This window comes from Azospirillum rugosum (assembly GCF_017876155.1).
Taxonomy (GTDB): Bacteria; Pseudomonadota; Alphaproteobacteria; order Azospirillales; family Azospirillaceae; genus Azospirillum; species Azospirillum rugosum.
The window spans coordinates 67,619-82,662 of the sequence record NZ_JAGINP010000027.1 but is presented as its reverse complement, the minus strand read 5'-3'; the positions used below and the strand labels follow the sequence as shown (position 1 = coordinate 82,662).

At 69.5% G+C, this 15,044-nt stretch carries 12 protein-coding genes; 1 reads left to right on the top strand and 11 read right to left on the bottom strand.

What is annotated here, in order from left to right; translation table 11 throughout:
- Nucleotides 1-30: 30 nt before the first annotated feature.
- Complete coding sequence (egtB, locus tag J2851_RS29420; RefSeq protein WP_209770867.1) at nt 31-1,254, top strand: ergothioneine biosynthesis protein EgtB; 1,224 nt, start codon at nt 31-33, stop codon at nt 1,252-1,254.
- Nucleotides 1,255-1,258: 4 nt separating this feature from the next.
- On the opposite strand, the gene J2851_RS29415 is transcribed toward egtB, so the two are convergent.
- The 11 genes from J2851_RS29415 to J2851_RS29365 all read right to left on the bottom strand — a co-directional run bounded on the left by J2851_RS29415 (nt 1,259) and on the right by J2851_RS29365 (nt 14,850).
- Nucleotides 1,259-2,323 (bottom strand): serine hydrolase domain-containing protein, encoded by a 1,065-nt coding sequence (locus J2851_RS29415; RefSeq protein WP_209770865.1) that lies wholly within the window; start codon nt 2,321-2,323, stop codon nt 1,259-1,261.
- A 99-nt stretch (nt 2,324-2,422) separates the two neighbouring features.
- The gene (locus tag J2851_RS29410; protein WP_209770864.1) at nt 2,423-2,605 is read right to left on the bottom strand and encodes a twin-arginine translocase TatA/TatE family subunit; all 183 of its coding nucleotides are present in this window, start codon (nt 2,603-2,605) and stop codon (nt 2,423-2,425) included.
- A gap of 24 nt (nt 2,606-2,629) precedes the next feature.
- Entirely contained in the window at nt 2,630-3,613 is a 984-nt protein-coding gene (locus J2851_RS29405) for an FAD:protein FMN transferase (protein ID WP_307420972.1), read from the bottom strand.
- Nucleotides 3,614-3,812: 199 nt separating this feature from the next.
- Nucleotides 3,813-4,391 (bottom strand): nitrous oxide reductase accessory protein NosL, encoded by a 579-nt coding sequence (locus J2851_RS29400; RefSeq protein WP_209770862.1) that lies wholly within the window; start codon nt 4,389-4,391, stop codon nt 3,813-3,815.
- Nucleotides 4,391-5,221 (bottom strand): ABC transporter permease subunit, encoded by an 831-nt coding sequence (locus J2851_RS29395; protein WP_209770861.1) that lies wholly within the window; start codon nt 5,219-5,221, stop codon nt 4,391-4,393. The genes J2851_RS29400 and J2851_RS29395 overlap by 1 nt, the downstream gene beginning before the upstream one ends.
- Nucleotides 5,218-6,117, bottom strand: a complete 900-nt coding sequence (locus tag J2851_RS29390; RefSeq protein WP_209770860.1) for an ABC transporter ATP-binding protein — start codon at nt 6,115-6,117, stop codon at nt 5,218-5,220. Before J2851_RS29390 ends, J2851_RS29395 begins: the two co-directional genes overlap by 4 nt.
- Entirely contained in the window at nt 6,114-7,481 is a 1,368-nt protein-coding gene (locus J2851_RS29385) for a nitrous oxide reductase family maturation protein NosD (RefSeq protein ID WP_209770859.1), read from the bottom strand. The genes J2851_RS29390 and J2851_RS29385 overlap by 4 nt, the downstream gene beginning before the upstream one ends.
- 112 nt (nt 7,482-7,593) lie before the next feature.
- A complete protein-coding gene (nosZ, locus tag J2851_RS29380) occupies nt 7,594-9,522 on the bottom strand; it encodes a TAT-dependent nitrous-oxide reductase (RefSeq protein ID WP_209770857.1) in 1,929 nt (642 codons plus the stop codon).
- 48 nt (nt 9,523-9,570) lie between these two features.
- Nucleotides 9,571-11,826, bottom strand: a complete 2,256-nt coding sequence (locus J2851_RS29375; RefSeq protein ID WP_246501009.1) for a NosR/NirI family protein — start codon at nt 11,824-11,826, stop codon at nt 9,571-9,573.
- A gap of 388 nt (nt 11,827-12,214) precedes the next feature.
- Nucleotides 12,215-13,639 carry a UdgX family uracil-DNA binding protein gene (locus tag J2851_RS29370; protein ID WP_209770856.1) on the bottom strand — a complete coding sequence of 475 codons (1,425 nt, stop codon included), beginning with the start codon at nt 13,637-13,639 and terminating at the stop codon, nt 12,215-12,217.
- Nucleotides 13,639-14,850: a putative DNA modification/repair radical SAM protein gene (locus J2851_RS29365; RefSeq protein WP_209770855.1), complete on the bottom strand. Its 1,212-nt coding sequence runs from the start codon at nt 14,848-14,850 to the stop codon at nt 13,639-13,641. Before J2851_RS29365 ends, J2851_RS29370 begins: the two co-directional genes overlap by 1 nt.
- Nucleotides 14,851-15,044 lie beyond the last annotated feature (194 nt).

Here is a 15,044-nt window from a genome sequence, read left to right as displayed (position 1 = left end):
CGGATCCACAACGAGAGCGAAAGCCACCGCATGCCCACCGCACCATCCGCCCGCCGGCCTGCGGATCCCCTGGACCTGCTTCAACTGTACCGGCGCGTCCGCGCGGACACGGCGCGCCTGGCGGCCCCGCTCAGCGACGCGGACGCCACCGTCCAGTCCATGCCCGACGCCAGCCCGGCGAAATGGCATCTGGCGCACACGACCTGGTTCTTCGAAACGATGGTGGCGGTCCCCAACAGCCCCCGCTACCGCCTGTTCGACGACCGCTACGGCTTCCTGTTCAACTCCTATTACGAGACGGTCGGGGCGCGCCAGCCCCGGCCGCTGCGCGGGATGCTCACCCGGCCGACGCTGGAGGAGGTGGCGGCCTACCGGAGCCACGTCGATTCCGCGGTCGAAACCTTGCTGGAATCCGGACCGTCCGCCGAGGTCCTCGATCTGGTCGAACTGGGCTGCCACCACGAGCAGCAGCACCAGGAACTGCTGCTGACCGACATCCTCCACCTCTTCGCGCAGAACCCCCTTCGGCCGGCCTACCGTCCTGCGGAACCGGCGGACGCCACCCAAGAAGCCGCTGCGGAACCGGCGCGCTTCCACACCTTCGGCGGCGGAATCGTCGAGATCGGGCATGGCGGGGACGGCTTCGCCTTCGATTGCGAGGGCCCGCGCCACCGCACCCTGATCGAGCCCTACGCCCTGGCCGACCGGCTGGTCACCAACGGGGAGTGGATCGCCTTCCTGCAGGACGGCGGCTACCGCGATCCCCTGCTCTGGCTGTCCGAAGGCTGGGCGAAGGTCCAGGCGGACGGCTGGCGGGCCCCGCTCTATTGGGAGGAGCGCGACGGCGAGTACTGGACGATGACCCTGCGCGGCATGCAGCCGGTCGACCGCAAGGCACCGGTGGTCCATGTCAGCTATTTCGAGGCCGACGCCTTCGCCCACTGGGCCGGCGCCCGCCTGCCCGGCGAGGCGGAGTGGGAGCACGCCGCCACCTCCCCCGCCGGCCGGGGACTGCGCCAGTTGTCCGGCGACGCCTGGCAATGGACGCGCAGCGCCTTCGCCCCCTACCCGCGCTTCGCGCCCAGCCCCGGCGCCGTCGGCGAATACAACGGCAAGTTCATGTGCGGGCAATTCGTGCTGCGCGGCGGCTCCTGCGCCACGCCGGACGGCCATTCGCGAGCCAGCTACCGCAACTTCTTCCCGCCCTCCGCGCGGTGGCAGTTTTCAGGCTTGCGTCTGGCGCGCGACGCCTGATCCGCTATGGCGCGAAAACGGGCCGGGCGATGAGGTCGCCGACGTCATCGTCGGTGTTCTCGTCGCCGTTCATCATCAGCACCGTCAGCGTGTCGCGCTGCGGATAGTACCAAAGCTCGGATCGGAAGCCGGCGTAGCGGCCGGAATGCCCCCAGCGCGGCCCCCAGTCGGAGTGCTCGACCACCACGCCGTAGCCGTAGCCCTCCTCGTCCTCGACGGAGCGGTCCTCGACCATGGCGCCCACCATCTCCGGGGCGAGCAGGCGGCCGGGCTGGCGGAACAGGGCGAAGACGAAGCGTTCCAGGTCGGCGGCCGTGGTGGTCACCGGCGCGTCGCCGAGCGGGCTGGAATAGGCGTACAGGCTGGCGTCGGCCCGGTTGCCGGCGGCATTCGGCGACCGATAGCCGCGCGCCACCCCCGGATCGTTCGGGTCGGCCCCGACGCTGGTGCTGTCCATGCCCGCCGGGATCAGCACGCGCTGGGCGAGCGCGTCGGCGAAAGCACGGCCGTCCACCCGTTCCAGGATGTGACCCAGCAGGATGTAGTTGGTGTTGGAATAGGCGTAGCGCCCCGGCGGCGTCGGCCCCCGGCACGGGGCGAGGCGGATCACCTCGTCGCTGGTCCAGCGCGGGCCGGGGTGCCGTTGCGTGACCGTCGCGCTGTTGCGCAGGCAGTCCGGCACGCCGGACCGGTGGTCCAGCAGGTCGGCGACCGTGGCCCGGCCCAGGTTGGCCAAGCGCCCCGCGCCGGGGTGGCCGACCAGCGGCAGGGCCGGGTCGGAGAGCGCGATCCGCCCCTCCTGCACCAAACTGAGCGTGGCGACCGCGGTCAGCATCTTGCCCGTCGAGGCGATGTGGAACCGGGTGTCCGGCGTGACGGGCCGGCCGCTGCGGCGGTCCGCGACACCGGCCACCGCCAGTTCCCGGCGATCGGGACCGGAGACCAGCAGAACGCCGCCGGGCGCGCTATACCGCTGCAAAATCCCCTGAAGGACCTGATCCGCGACCGTCTCGGCGCGGGCTTGAATCGCCGGCAGCAGCAACAGCAGGGAGGCGACGATCAAGGACATCACCCGGGTCATCATGCCACGGCCGCCGCATGGTTATTTCGAATGCCCCTCCAATGTCGTACAAATAATCCACAAATCGCAAGGAAAACGCCGGGCGCCTTACCGGGTGCCGCCCGACCGTTCCTCGTTCAGCAGCGGCGCGTCCTCGTCCTTCAGGCCGGCCTTGAAGGACTTCACGCCCTTCGCAAGGTCGCCCATGACCTTCGGCAGCTTGCCCGCCCCGAACAGGAGCAGGACGAGCAGCAGAACGATCGCCCAATGCATGACGCTGAAACTACCCATGATGTCCTCCAGAGGGAAAAAGGGTCAGGCCCGCAGCGCGATGACGCTGCCGTCGCGGCGGGTGAAGCGGGCGGCGACGCCCGGAAAGCGGTTCAGGATGGTGCGCGCCCGGTCTTCCGGCACGACGGACAGCGCGGTGGACAGGGCGTCCGCCGTGGTGGCGTCCGGCGCCGTCACGGTGACGGCCAGCCACTCCCACGCGCAGCCGCCGCTGGCGGGATCGAACAGGTGGGTGAAGCGCCCGGCCGGGTCGAACAACGTGCCGTAGCCGCCGGACGTGGCGACCGCCCGGTCGGCGACCTCCAGCGTCTCCACGGTGCGCCCCTCGTCGGTGTGGTCCTTCAACCCCACGGTCCAGGGCCGCCCCGCGGGATGGTGGCCGAGCGCGCGGATTTCGCCCATGTCCACCAGCACGTCGCCCATCCCCTCGGCCTTCAGCCGCTCCGCCACGCGGTCGGTGACGTAGCCCTGGGCGATGCCGTTCAGCGTCGCCGCCATGCCCCGGCGGGCGAAGGCCACGCGGCCGGGCTCGACCCGCAGGCTCCGGTAATCCACCAGCCCCAGCGCCCCGCGCACGGCCACCGCCGGCGGTCCGTCCGGATCGGCACCCGACCGTCCGAAATGGCCGGCGTAGAGCTGCCAGAGCGGCTGCACCGTCGGGTCAAAGGCGCCGTCCGTGCGACGGCCGATGCCCACCGCCTCCGCCAGCAGCCGGACGAGGTCGGCCGGCGGCGCGTCCAACGCGCTCTCCCGGTTCAGCCGCGACAGGGCGGAGTCCGGCCGGTAGAGGCTGAACACCCGCTCCAGGCGCGCGACCTCCTCCAGGCAAATCCCGATCAGCCGGTCGGCCTCCGCGGGGTCCGGATGGGCGAATTGCAGGCAGGCGTCGGCGCCCAGCGCAACCCCCCGCCATGTGCGGATCGGCACGCCCTCGGCCCGCAGCCGCGCCGGCAGCAGCGACAGCCCGGTCGCCGCCGCGGCGATGCCCAGGAAACGCCGGCGGTTCACCCCCTGTAGCCCCTCTCCCCTTGGGGGCGCGCCGCTGACGGACGCCGAAGGCGTTCGTCGGCAAGCGTGGTTGGGGTGAGGGGTCGTTACGGTCGGCAGACCGGAAAAATTCTTTGGCATCAGCGTTTTCAGCCCCTGGCGGGGCTCCCCCTCATCCCAACCCTTCTCCCCCGGAGGGGAGAAGGGCTTTTGAGCGCAATCATTGACGATGCCCCCCATGACCCGCCGCCGCGGTGTGGGCGATGTGGTCCTCCGATGGGGCCAGCGGGGCCGGCGGGGTGAGGATCTCGTCCTCCTTCACCTCGGCAAAGCGCTTGACCGTGCCGCCGTTGGCGGCAGCAAACGTCCGGGCGGTCCCCTCGTCGGCGAAGGGGAAGGGCTCCGCCTCGCCCATGCCGCCGCGCTGGCGGCTGCCCAGCACGTACCAGGCCTTGCGCGCCTCGACCCAGGCCGACAGGTCCGGCTTTTGCGGGTCGGCGGCCTTGCCGACATCCGTAACGTAGATGACGCGGACGTCCTTCGTCTCTTCCGGCAGCATGGTGAAGGCGAAGGTGTCGCGGACGGAGGACAGCCAGATCGGCCGCTCCCGCCCCTTCACCAGCACCTGCCCCTTGGGGCCGGGATGGTCGGCGAGGTTCATGCCGCAGTAGTGGCCGATGGCGTCGGCGGTGATGGCGACGGGCGCCGGCGGGGCGGTCTCCGCGCGTTCCTCCTTGCAGGCGGAAAGCGGCAGGAGCAGGGTCGCCGCCAGCAGGGCGGCCTTCAGGGAGGTGCGCATCAGATCTGCTTCCTTGAAAAGAGGGTGGCGGCCAGCGCCAGCGGCGCCACGACCCAGCCAGCCAGCACGCCCAGCAGCACCGGGGCGGACACCTGCGCGTGGGCGGCGAGCCCGGCGGTGCCGGCGAACAGGCTGACGTTCTTGAAGCCGGTCAGGTTGAACAGCCGGTAGGCGTCCGCCGGGTTGGCGAGCAGCGCCCAGTTCAGCACCTCGGCGTTCAGTGTCTTGCCGCCGTCGGCGACCAGCAGGCCCAGCAGGCCCATGTCGTACAGCAGGACGAAGGCCAGCCACACCGCCACCGCGATGCCCGCCGCCGTGCCGCGGTCGCGCACCAGCGACGACGCCAGGTAACCCATGGCGGTGAAGGCCGCACCCAGCAGCACGCTCGACCCGATCATGGCGGCAAACGCGCGCCAGCTCTCCGCCCCGATCTCCGTCCCGCCCATCGCCAGCGCCACGCCGGCGGCGCCGTAGCCCAGCACGGTGGCGAAGGCGATGATCGCCGCGTGGCCCAGGAACTTGCCCAGCAGCACCTGCCAGCGCGCCACGGGGTAGGACAGCAGCAGCGTCATGGTGCCCCGGTCGATCTCCCCCACCACCGCGTCGAAGGACAGCAGCAGCGCGATCAGCGGCAGCAGGAAGATGGTCAGGCTGGACAGGCTGACGATGGTCACCTCCACCGGCCCGACGCCGACCGTGCCGGTCGGGGCGGCGCCCAGGAAGCTCATGGTCAGGGCGAGTGCGGCCATCAGCAGCGTGGTGGCGACGACCCAGCGGTTGCGCAGGCCGTCCCGGACCTCCTTGCCCGCGATGATCAGAAGCGTGTTCATTCCGCAGCCTCCCGGCGCAGGAAGTGGGCGTACATGTCGTCCAGGCTCGGCTGGACGATCTCGATGTCGGTGACGTCAACGCCGCCTTTGCAATCCATGGCGCAGGTCGCGCGGCGAACCGCCGCCACCTTGTCGTCGTTGGCGCAGGTCGTCTCGATGACGCTGCCGTCCGGCATGGTCAGGCGGATGCGGATCGGCAGCTGGGCGAGGCTGCGCAGCGTGGCGAGCGATCCGTCGGCGACCTTGCGCCCGCGGCTCATCACCACCACGCGGTCGGCCTGCCCCTCCAGCTCCGTCAGGGCGTGGCTGCACAGCAGGACGGTGGTGCCGGCGTCGCGCAGGTCCCGCACGATCTCGTAGAAGCTCTGGCGCAGCGCGGGGTCGAGGCCGGTGGTCGGCTCGTCCAGGAACAGCACCTTCGGCCCACCGAGCAGCGCCTGGGCCAAGGCGAGCCGCTGCCGCATGCCCTTGGAATAGGTGCCGACGCGGCGCTTCACGGCGGCGGGCTCCAGCCCCACCCGCTCGAACAGCGCGTCGTTGCCGGTGCGCGGAACGCCCTTCAGCTTGGCGTAGAAGTCCAGCGTCTCCCGCCCGGTCATGCTGGGGTGGAAGGCCACGCTCTCCGGCAGGAATCCGACTTGCCGGCGGATGTGCGAGGCGGCGGCGCTGGCCGGGTCGCCGCCCAGAACGCGGATGCGCCCCTCGGTCGGCGTGGTCAGCCCCAGCATCAGCTTGATCAGCGAGCTTTTGCCGGCGCCGTTGTGGCCGACCATCGCCACGCATTCGCCGGGGGCCATGGTCAGATCCACCGCGCGCACGGCGAAGGCGTCGCCGTATTGCTTGGAGACTCCCTCCACGACGATGGTGGCCCCATGGCTGGTGACTGTATCGGTCATGGCGTGTTCCTCTGCGCCGTTTGCGCGGTCGCCGGCCGTGGCGGCGGGTTCATCAGGGGGGCGCTGTCGATCACCCCGCCGGGGTGCAGCGCCGGGAACTGCTTCTGCGCCCAGCGGATCACCTGCACGCCGGGGCTGTTCATCAGCAGCTTCGCGGACGGGTAGGCCCACATCACGCGGTCGATGACGTCGTTGGGGCGGTAGGCCTCATCGGCGACGCCGTCGCCGTTCAGGTCGAAGGCGGCGTTGTCGGACCAGTAGTTGCCGCGCCCCTTCTCCGACCAGTCGAGGAAGCGGGTGCCCACATACTTCACCTGCGTGCGGTTGCCGATGAAGGCGTTGCCGGTCAGCGTGTTGCGCTCCGACCCGGCGGTGAAGTGCACGCCGATCTCGCAGCCCTCGAACCGGTTGTTGGTGAAGCGGTTCTTGTTGGCGTTGTAGATGAAGACGCACTTCCAGGTGCCGGTCCGCTTGCCCTCCACCGGGCCGTCGCTCGCCACCGGCATATCCTTGTCGGCGGCCATCTCCACCGGGGCGGCCTGCTCGTCCGACAGGCGGCCGTCGATCACGTTGCCGTCGATGGTCGCGCTGTTGGCGTAGTTCAGCAGCAGCCCGTGTTCCCGGTCGCCCTGGGAGCGGTTGTTCCGGATCACGAGGTTGTTCGAATACATGATCGCGTAGCCGACGCCGTTGCCGACCGACACGTTGTCCGAGACCTCGGAGTCGTTCGTGTACATGTAGTGGACGGCGAAGCGCACCCGCTCGAACCGGTTGCGGGCGAACAGGTTCTTCTTCGACGTCGTGGTGAAGATGCCGTCGCGCCCGTCGCGGACGCTGTTGTCCACCACCTGCGTGCCCGGCGCGTTCCACAGCTGGATGCCGTTGCCGCGTTCCGACACGCGCAGGTCCGTGCGCCCCGCCACGTCGTTGCGCCGCACCATCACGTCGTTGGCGCCCCAGACATAGATGCCGATCAGGTTGTCGCGCAGCCGGTTGTCCTCGATCACCGCCCGGTGCGCTTCCTTGCCGATGAAGATGCCGGCGTTCTGGTCGAACAGCGACAGGCCGGAGCTGCGGATCTCCACGTTCCGGACCGTCACGTCGGGGGCGAAGATGGTCAGCGCGTTGCCTTCGCCGCGCCCTTCGACGACGGCGCCCGGCTGGCCGACCAGCGTGACCGGCGTCTTGACCGCCAGCCCCCCCGGATGCGTGCCGGGGGCCAGCACCAGCGTGTCGCCCGCCGTCGCGGCGGCCAGCGCGCCCGCCAGTTCGCCCGGCGCCACCGTCACCGTGGCGGCGCAGGCCGGGGCGGCGGCGAAGGCGATGGCCGCGGCGGTGAGGAGAAGCGGAAGGCGGTGGGGCATTCGACAGGTCCTGATCAGGAGAGGCCTTGTTGGGTTGCGCTTCCGCTCCACCCAACCTACGAGGTCGCCCGTAGGTTGGGTGGAGCGCAGCGCAACCCAACGTCAGCGCCCTTTACGCCGCGCGCGGCTCGACGATCATGCGGCCGCCCATTTCCATGTGCAGCGCGTGGCAGAACCACTGGCAGTAGTACCAGTGCACGCCCGGACGGTCGGCCGTGAAGGTGACCGAGGTCGTCTGCTGCGGCCCGATCTCCACGGCGATGCCGTGGTTGGTCAGGGTGAAGCCGTGGGTCAGGTCGTCCACATCGTCCATGTTGGTGAGGTAGACGGTGACCTCGTCACCCTGCTTGACCGTGAACTCCTCCAGCCCGAAGGCCGGGGCGCGCTGCCACATGTAGACGCGGACCTTGTTGCCGTCGCGGATGACCTTGGCGTCCTCCTCCAGGTTCACGCCGTCCTTCTTGGCCTGCTGGCGCGCCTCTTCCCACATCGGGTCGTCGCGGGTGAAGACGCTCTTCGGGTTCACCTTGGAGCGGTGGACGATCAGCGTGTCGTGCGGCTCGGCGTAGGTCGGGCCGTCGTGCACCAGCTTCATCTCGTCGCCAGAGATGTCGATCAGCTGGTCGTTCTCCGGCTTGCTCGGGCCGACGTTCAGGAAGCGGTCCTTGGAGAACTTGTTCAGCACGACCAGCCACTTGCCGTCGGCCTCCTTGGTCTGGCCCATGGAGGAGTGCAGGTGGCCCGGCTGGTAGTGCACGTCCAGCTTCTGGACGATCGGGTCGACCTTCTCGCCGGCGTAGGCGCGCTTGGCCTTGTCGATGTTCCACTTCACCACCTGGCTGTCCAGGAACAGGGTGGTGTAGGCGTTGCCGCGCCCGTCATAGGCGGTGTGCAATGGGCCGAGGCCCAGCTGCGGCTCGGCGACGATGACGTCCCGCGGCTTGATTTTGTCGTCGAACAGGGCGTCCAGCTTGCGCACGTCCATGACCGACACGGTGGGCGACAGCTTGCCGTTGACGGTGACGTGGATGCCGTCCGGGGCGGCGTTGATGCCGTGCGGGCTGTTGGGGATCGGCACGTAGCGGGTGAAGGGCGAGCCGTGGCCGCCGTCGACGACCGGCACGCCGTTGACCATCTGCGCCTTGCCGGCCTTCACGGCCTCCTCGATGCGCTTCAGGTTGAAGATGACGATCCAGTCCTGCTCGTTCGCCGTCATCTCCGCGGTGGTGACGCCGCCCTCGGAGTTGTAGCAGGTCGAGTAGGCGTACTTGCCCTGGTAGTCGGCCTCGGTGTTGTCGAGGTTGCCGTCCACCCGCACCTGCCAGGCGACCTTCATGCTGTCGCCGTCGATGGCGGAGAAGTGCGTGCGGTACTTCTTCGGGTCGATGTTCTTGCCGTCGTTCGGCCCGGGGATCAGCTGCTCGGCGTTGGCGAAGACATAGCCGGTGCGCGGGTACTTCTGGAGGCGCAGGCCGTGGATCGCCGAGACGTTCGGGATCTCGATGACCTTGTCCACCTTCATGATGTCGCAGCGGATGCGCGCGACGCGGGTGTTCGCCTTGTCGTTGACGAAGATGTAGCGCCCGTCGTAGGTGCCGTCGGAGAACGACATGTGCGGGTGGTGCAGGTCGCCGTTCAGCCAGGTGCCGCCGCGGCTTTCCAGGAACGCCTTCGTCTCGGCCGACAGCCCCTCGGTCAGGATCTTGCGGCTCTCGTTGGTCAGGCCCCAGCCGGAGGCGGAGCAGCGGTTGAACACCGGGATGCGGTGCAGCTCGCGCATGCTGGGCAGGCCGAGGATGCGCAGCTCGCCCGAATGGCCGCCGGAGTGGAAGACGTAATATTCATCGAGATCGCCCGGCTTCACCTCGTACTTCTGGTTGCCCGCCCCCGCGGCCTGGGCCGGCGACGCGCTGAACAGCGCGTTGCTCGCCGCACCACCACCGACCGCGCCGGCGATGCCCGCCAGCGCCGCGGCCTTGGCCGTACCGCCCAGGAGGTCGCGACGGTTCACGCCCGCCCGCTCAGCCTTCTCGTTCGACATGCTCTGCTCCTTTGTCCCTTTTGGGGCTCTTCTGTGACCCGGTTGGGGTCAGGTTCCTTCCGGCCGGATGGACAGGTGTCCGGTCGCAGGATCGGTGGTCAGCACGGCGGCGCGGCCCTTGGCCTCGGCCGCCGCATCGGCGAATGGGGTGGTGCCGCCGCGGCGCTCGCGCTTCTCGCGCTTCCTGATCAGCACGGGGCACTTGTGGTCGTGGTGGTAGAGCATCTGGCAGTGCAAGCACTGGATGCATTCGTTGACGTTGATCGACCCGTCGGGGTGGATCGCCTGCACCGGGCATTCGTTGGCGCAGCGCCGGCAGGGGTTGCCGCAGTCGCGGTAGCGGCGCAGCCAGTCGAACATCCGCAGCTTGCCCGGAATGGCCAGCGCAGCACCCAGCGGGCACAGGTAGCGGCAGAAGAAGCGCTCGATGAACAGCCCGGCGGCGAGCAGCGCGACCGCGAACAGGACGAACCACCAGTCGCGGACGAAGTGCAGGATGATCGCAGTCTTGAAGGGCTCCACCTCCGCCGTCTTCTCCGCGAAGGACAGCGAATAGAAGGACAGTCCGAACAGGACCAGGAAGATCATGTACTTGATTGGCCACAGCCGCTGGTGCAGCCCGAAGGGCACGTCGATCTGCCGGACGCCCAGCCGCTTCGCCGCCTTGGACGCCAGCTCCTGCAAGGCGCCGAACGGGCACAGCCAGCCGCAGAAGGCGCCCCGGCCCCAGAACAGCAGCGACGCCGCGACCGAGAACCACAGGATGAACACCAGCGGGTCCATCAGGAAATAGTCCCAGCGGAAGCCGGTGCGCAGCGAGTTGGCGAAGGTCAGCACGTTGACCACCGACAGCTGGGCCGACGCGTACCAGCCCAGCCAGACCAGCGTGAAGACGAGGAAGCCGGTCCGCACCCGCTCGTACAGCGCGGGGCGCTTGGTCAGCTGGTCCTGGAAGAAGAAGATGCCGGTCAGCAGCGTGATGGCCGCCGTCAGCACGGCGATGTCGACCAGCCGGTTCTGCCAGATGCGCTGCCACAGCGGCGTCTCGCCGGTCGCCTCCGGCTCCACCGGATCGGCCTTCGGCTGGACGACGGGGGCGGCGACGGGGGCGCGCTCGACCTTCAGGAACTTCTCCGGCGGCTGGTAGCCGAGGTCGAAGGTGACGAAGGCTTTGTCCAGCGCGGCCGTCGCCCGCTGCACCAAAAGTTGCAGGCGCCAGGGCTCGGCCGGATCGAACTCCGTTCCTTCGGGGATGACGAACAGCCCGATCTCCGGGAAGTCCGGGGCGCCCGCGGCGGCGAGCGAGCCCAGCCGCTTGTGCGTCTTGTCGCGAAAGCGGACAGAGCCCTCGTGCTGCACCAGCTCGATGCGGTCGAAGATGCCGCCGCGCACATAGCCCGAGCCCTTGAAGGAATAGCGCCCCTGCCCCGCCACGACGATGGCGTGCTGGCCGGGCTTCAGCCGCTGCACCATCGCCTCGTACTCCGCGTCGCCCAGCAGGGAGCGGCCGACCGCGGGGATGGTGGCGAGTGCGGCGTACAGGTCGATGAAGGTGTCGTTCGGCTCGCCGGGCTCCGCGCGGGCGATGGCCTCGGCCTTGCCCGTATGCTCGAAGGCGGCGTTCACCTCGCCCACCGTCAGCGTCAGGCGGCGGACGGAGCCGTCGCCGACCAGCGTCGCCCAGTCCTCCACGGCCGTCTTGGACATGTCGATGCTCTTGGTCACCGCGGGCACGGCCGCGGCGGCGGCTCCACCAGCGCCCAGCGCCTGCATGACCTTCTTGCCGGAGCGGATGATGGAATCCCCGATGACCATCACGGTCACCGTGGCGCCCGACACGATGTCCACCGGCGGGGTGGCGGCGCTCTGCGAGGCCAGCGCCAGCACGTTCTTGCCGACGTAGCCGTTGATGAAGGCGTTGATCTTGGCCGGCGGGATACCGATCAGGACGATCGGCTCGTGGTGGTCCACCAGCTTGGCGCCCACCACCGTGCCGTCCGGCGCCAGCCCGACCAGCACATGGATCGGCCGGCCCGAATAGCCCGTCGTGTTGACGAAGTCAGAGGTGAGGTAGGCGTGGCCGACCAGCGCGTCGCCCTTGTAGACGGGCACCAGCGGCGCGTTCGCCTGGACGGCGCCGAATCGGTCGGCCCCGGCGACGAGAGCGCCCGGCGTCACGGTGCCGAGATACTGGCCCAGCTTCGCCTCGGCGGCAGCGTCCGCGATTCCCATGCCGGCCAGCAGCATCAGCAACCCGGCAACCGCCGCGCGCGCTCCTCGCCTGATGTGTGCGATCATCACCATCGCCCTGCGCTCGTGTCCATCGCCCGAAGGGCGGCCGACAATCGTCGGCCGGGTGATGAAAGCGCAGGCGACCTGCCCAGTTCTTGACCACCGTCAAGTGGCGCGAAAAACACCCACTATGACGCTATGACATAGCCCCTCACGATGAGGACTACGGGATTCACACATTTCGCAAGCGCGTTTCGTATTCGCACAGGATATGTGTGTCAGGAGGCGAGTAGCCCCTCTCCCTTGAGGGGAGAGGGGTTGGGGTGAGGGTGGCAGCCGGCCCCGGACGGCCAGGAACTTCGTTATGATTCAACCCTAAGAGAGTCTTTTCCGGGCCGTTGCCCGTAAGCGACCCCTCACCCCAACCCCTCTCCCCCAAGGGGAGAGGGGCTTTTCTTCGTCAAGTCAGACCCTCCGCAAGGTCCCGCACGCGCCGCAGGTCGGCGAGGAAGGCGTCGTAGGCGTCGCGCGCGCCGTCCCCGTCGGGCAGGCGCAGCAGGTAGGAGGGGTGGACGGTCACGAAGCCGTTCCAGTCGCCGAAGCCGGCCGGCCCGCGCTCGCGCAGCACCGACACGCTGCGCCCGGTCAGCGTCAGCGCCGCCGTCGCCCCCAGCGCGACGACGAGGCGTGGGCGGACGAAGCGCAGTTCCTCCATCAGCCACCAGCGGTAATGCTTCACCTCGCCCGCGGTCGGTGACTGGTGGATGCGGCGCTTGCCCTGCGGCGTGAATTTGAAATGCTTGACCGCGTTGGTCATGTAGGCGGCGTCGCGGTCGATGCCCGCCTCCGCCATCGCGCGGGTCAGCAGCTGCCCGGCCGGTCCGACGAAGGGGCGCCCCTGGATATCCTCCTGGTCGCCCGGTTGCTCCCCGACGAAGGCGATGGCCGCCCCCTCCGGCCCCTCTCCCAACACCGCCTGCGTCGCGCCCGGCACCAGCGGCGGCGACCGCCGGATCAGCGCGTTGAGGTCGGCCAGGGTCGCCGGGCGGCTCGTCGCCATGGCGGCGACCGCCTTGTCCGGGCTGCGGCGGATGGGTGCGGCGGCCTCCCGCTCGATCATCGCGCGGACGCGCGCCGGCGCCTCCTGGATCATCCGCGGGATGGAGGCCGTTTCCGGCATGTTGGCCCAGTATTTCTTCGGCATTTCGGCCCGCATCGCTGTCGGGTTGACGCGCGCCGGGTTGAAGGTGCTCTCGTAATAGCGCCGCCAGCCGGCCAGCACGGCGTCGTCTCCCAACCCTTCCGGCATCGCGGCGGGCGGCCCGACCGTCAGCGCATGGCGGTCCCAGTGCAGGGATCCGACCGGCGTCAGGATCGACCAGACCATGCTCTGGAACCGCTCGACGAAGAAGGGAGCCGCAGCCTCGACGATGAAGTGGTCGGGCTCGAAGAAGGCGACGAAGCGCTCGCCGCCGTCCGGGTCGGGCACGTCCCGAAACCGCAGGAAGGCGTGCATCTTGTGCAGGTCACGGCGCACCGCCTTGTGCAGCAGGGCCAGCCGGTGCACCAGCGGGTCGCTGTGGTGGCTCAGCAGCTCCCGCTCCCCATGCAGCACCCGCCAGATCAGCCGGTGGAGCAGCGCGTAGCGTTCCGGCTCCCGATGGCAGACCACCGCCTCCACCAGTTCCCCCACCGCGCGCGGCAGCGACAGCGGCGGAGCGGTGTCGCCGTCAGGCAGCGTGGACCCGCCGAACAGCGACGGCGCGTCGCCCGCCGTCCACAGCACCTCCTCCGGCGCGGCCCCGGCGGCGGCGAGCCCGCGCACCGCCCGGCGGAACCCTTTGATGTCCGCCCCCTCCCCCAGCGCGACGCGGTGGAACGCCATCAGAACAGGCTCAGCTGCTGCGCCGGCACAACCAAGCGCTGCCGAAGATCCGGCCGGTCGGTCAGGCCGCCCGGATGGTGGTCGGCGGTGATCAGGAAGGGCCGCGCCCGCTTCAGCCCGGCGGACAGCCGCCCCAAATCCTCCATGCGCAGCCGGGTGTGCCGCCGCGCCTCCAGGATCTTGTCCACGGCGCGGGCGCCCAGGCCGGGCACGCGCAACAGCAATTCCCGGTCGGCGCGGTTGACGTCCACCGGGAAGCGGTGGCGGTTCTTCAGCGCCCAGGCCAGCTTCGGGTCGATGCCGAGGTCGAGCATCCCGCCCTCCCCGCCCTCGGCGATCTCCTCCACCGTGAAGCCGTAATAGCGCAGCAGCCAGTCGGCCTGGTACAGCCGGTTCTCGCGCTGGAGCGGCGGCGGCTTCACCGGCAGGACGGCGCTTGCCTCCGGGATCGGGCTGAAGGCGGAGTAGTAGACGCGCCGCAGCCCATAGCGCCCATACAGCGTGCTGCTGGTCTGGAGCACCGACTGGTCGGTCGCCGCGTCCGCCCCGACGATCATCTGCGTGCTCTGCCCGGCGGGGGAGAATCGGCGGCGCTCCTCCTTGGCCTCGGTGATGCGCTCGTTCACCTGCCCCATCACCGCCTTGATGTTGGCGCCGTCCTTTTCAGGCGCCAGCTGCTCCAGGCTGCGGTCGGACGGCAGTTCCAGGTTGATCGACAGGCGGTCGGCCCACAGCCCCGCCTGCTCGATCAGCCAGGGGCTGGCCTCCGGGATGGTCTTCAGGTGGATGTAGCCGGCGAACCCGTGCTCCTGCCGCAGGGTCTTCGCCACCAGCATCATCTGCTCCATCGTGTGGTCGGGCGAGCGGATGATGCCCGAGGACAGGAACAGCCCCTCGATGCAGTTGCGCTTGTAGAAGCCGATGGTCAGCGCCACCACCTCCGCCACGCTGAACCGCGCCCGCCGCACGTTGGAGGAACGGCGGTTGATGCAGTAGGCGCAGTCGAACAGGCAATAGTTGGTCAGCAGGATCTTGAGCAGCGAGACGCAACGCCCGTCCGGCGTGTAGGCGTGGCAGATCCCGGCCCCGGTCGTGGAGCCCAGCCCCGCCGCCCCACCCTTGCGTCCCTTGGCGCCAGACGACGCGCAGGACGCGTCGTACTTCGCCGCATCGGCCAGAATGCCCAGCTTGTCGAGCAGAGCGTCGTCCACAGGATGTGCCCCTGATTGCGGAAATGTTCTCTATATGTTCTTACCCTGCGGAAAAGCAACAGGGAATGTAACCCTCTCCCCTCTGGGGAGAGGGGAGGGTGAGGGGGTCCCGCCACCTTGATACGTCCGGCAAAAGCGCAACCCCCTCACCCTAACCGGGTCGCTCGCAAGTCTCGCTCCCCCTCTCCGCCTTT

Excerpts from the sequence above, each read along its gene's own strand:
- egtB (WP_209770867.1), top strand. The coding sequence starts at position 31 with ATGCCCACCGCACCATCCGCCCGCCGGCCTGCGGATCCCCTGGACCTG.
- J2851_RS29415 (WP_209770865.1), bottom strand. The coding sequence starts at position 2,323 with ATGTCCTTGATCGTCGCCTCCCTGCTGTTGCTGCTGCCGGCGATTCAA.
- J2851_RS29410 (WP_209770864.1), bottom strand. The coding sequence starts at position 2,605 with ATGGGTAGTTTCAGCGTCATGCATTGGGCGATCGTTCTGCTGCTCGTC.
- J2851_RS29400 (WP_209770862.1), bottom strand. The coding sequence starts at position 4,391 with ATGCGCACCTCCCTGAAGGCCGCCCTGCTGGCGGCGACCCTGCTCCTG.
- J2851_RS29395 (WP_209770861.1), bottom strand. The coding sequence starts at position 5,221 with ATGAACACGCTTCTGATCATCGCGGGCAAGGAGGTCCGGGACGGCCTG.
- J2851_RS29390 (WP_209770860.1), bottom strand. The coding sequence starts at position 6,117 with ATGACCGATACAGTCACCAGCCATGGGGCCACCATCGTCGTGGAGGGA.
- J2851_RS29385 (WP_209770859.1), bottom strand. The coding sequence starts at position 7,481 with ATGCCCCACCGCCTTCCGCTTCTCCTCACCGCCGCGGCCATCGCCTTC.
- nosZ (WP_209770857.1), bottom strand. The coding sequence starts at position 9,522 with ATGTCGAACGAGAAGGCTGAGCGGGCGGGCGTGAACCGTCGCGACCTC.
- J2851_RS29375 (WP_246501009.1), bottom strand. The coding sequence starts at position 11,826 with ATGGTGATGATCGCACACATCAGGCGAGGAGCGCGCGCGGCGGTTGCC.
- J2851_RS29370 (WP_209770856.1), bottom strand. The coding sequence starts at position 13,639 with ATGGCGTTCCACCGCGTCGCGCTGGGGGAGGGGGCGGACATCAAAGGG.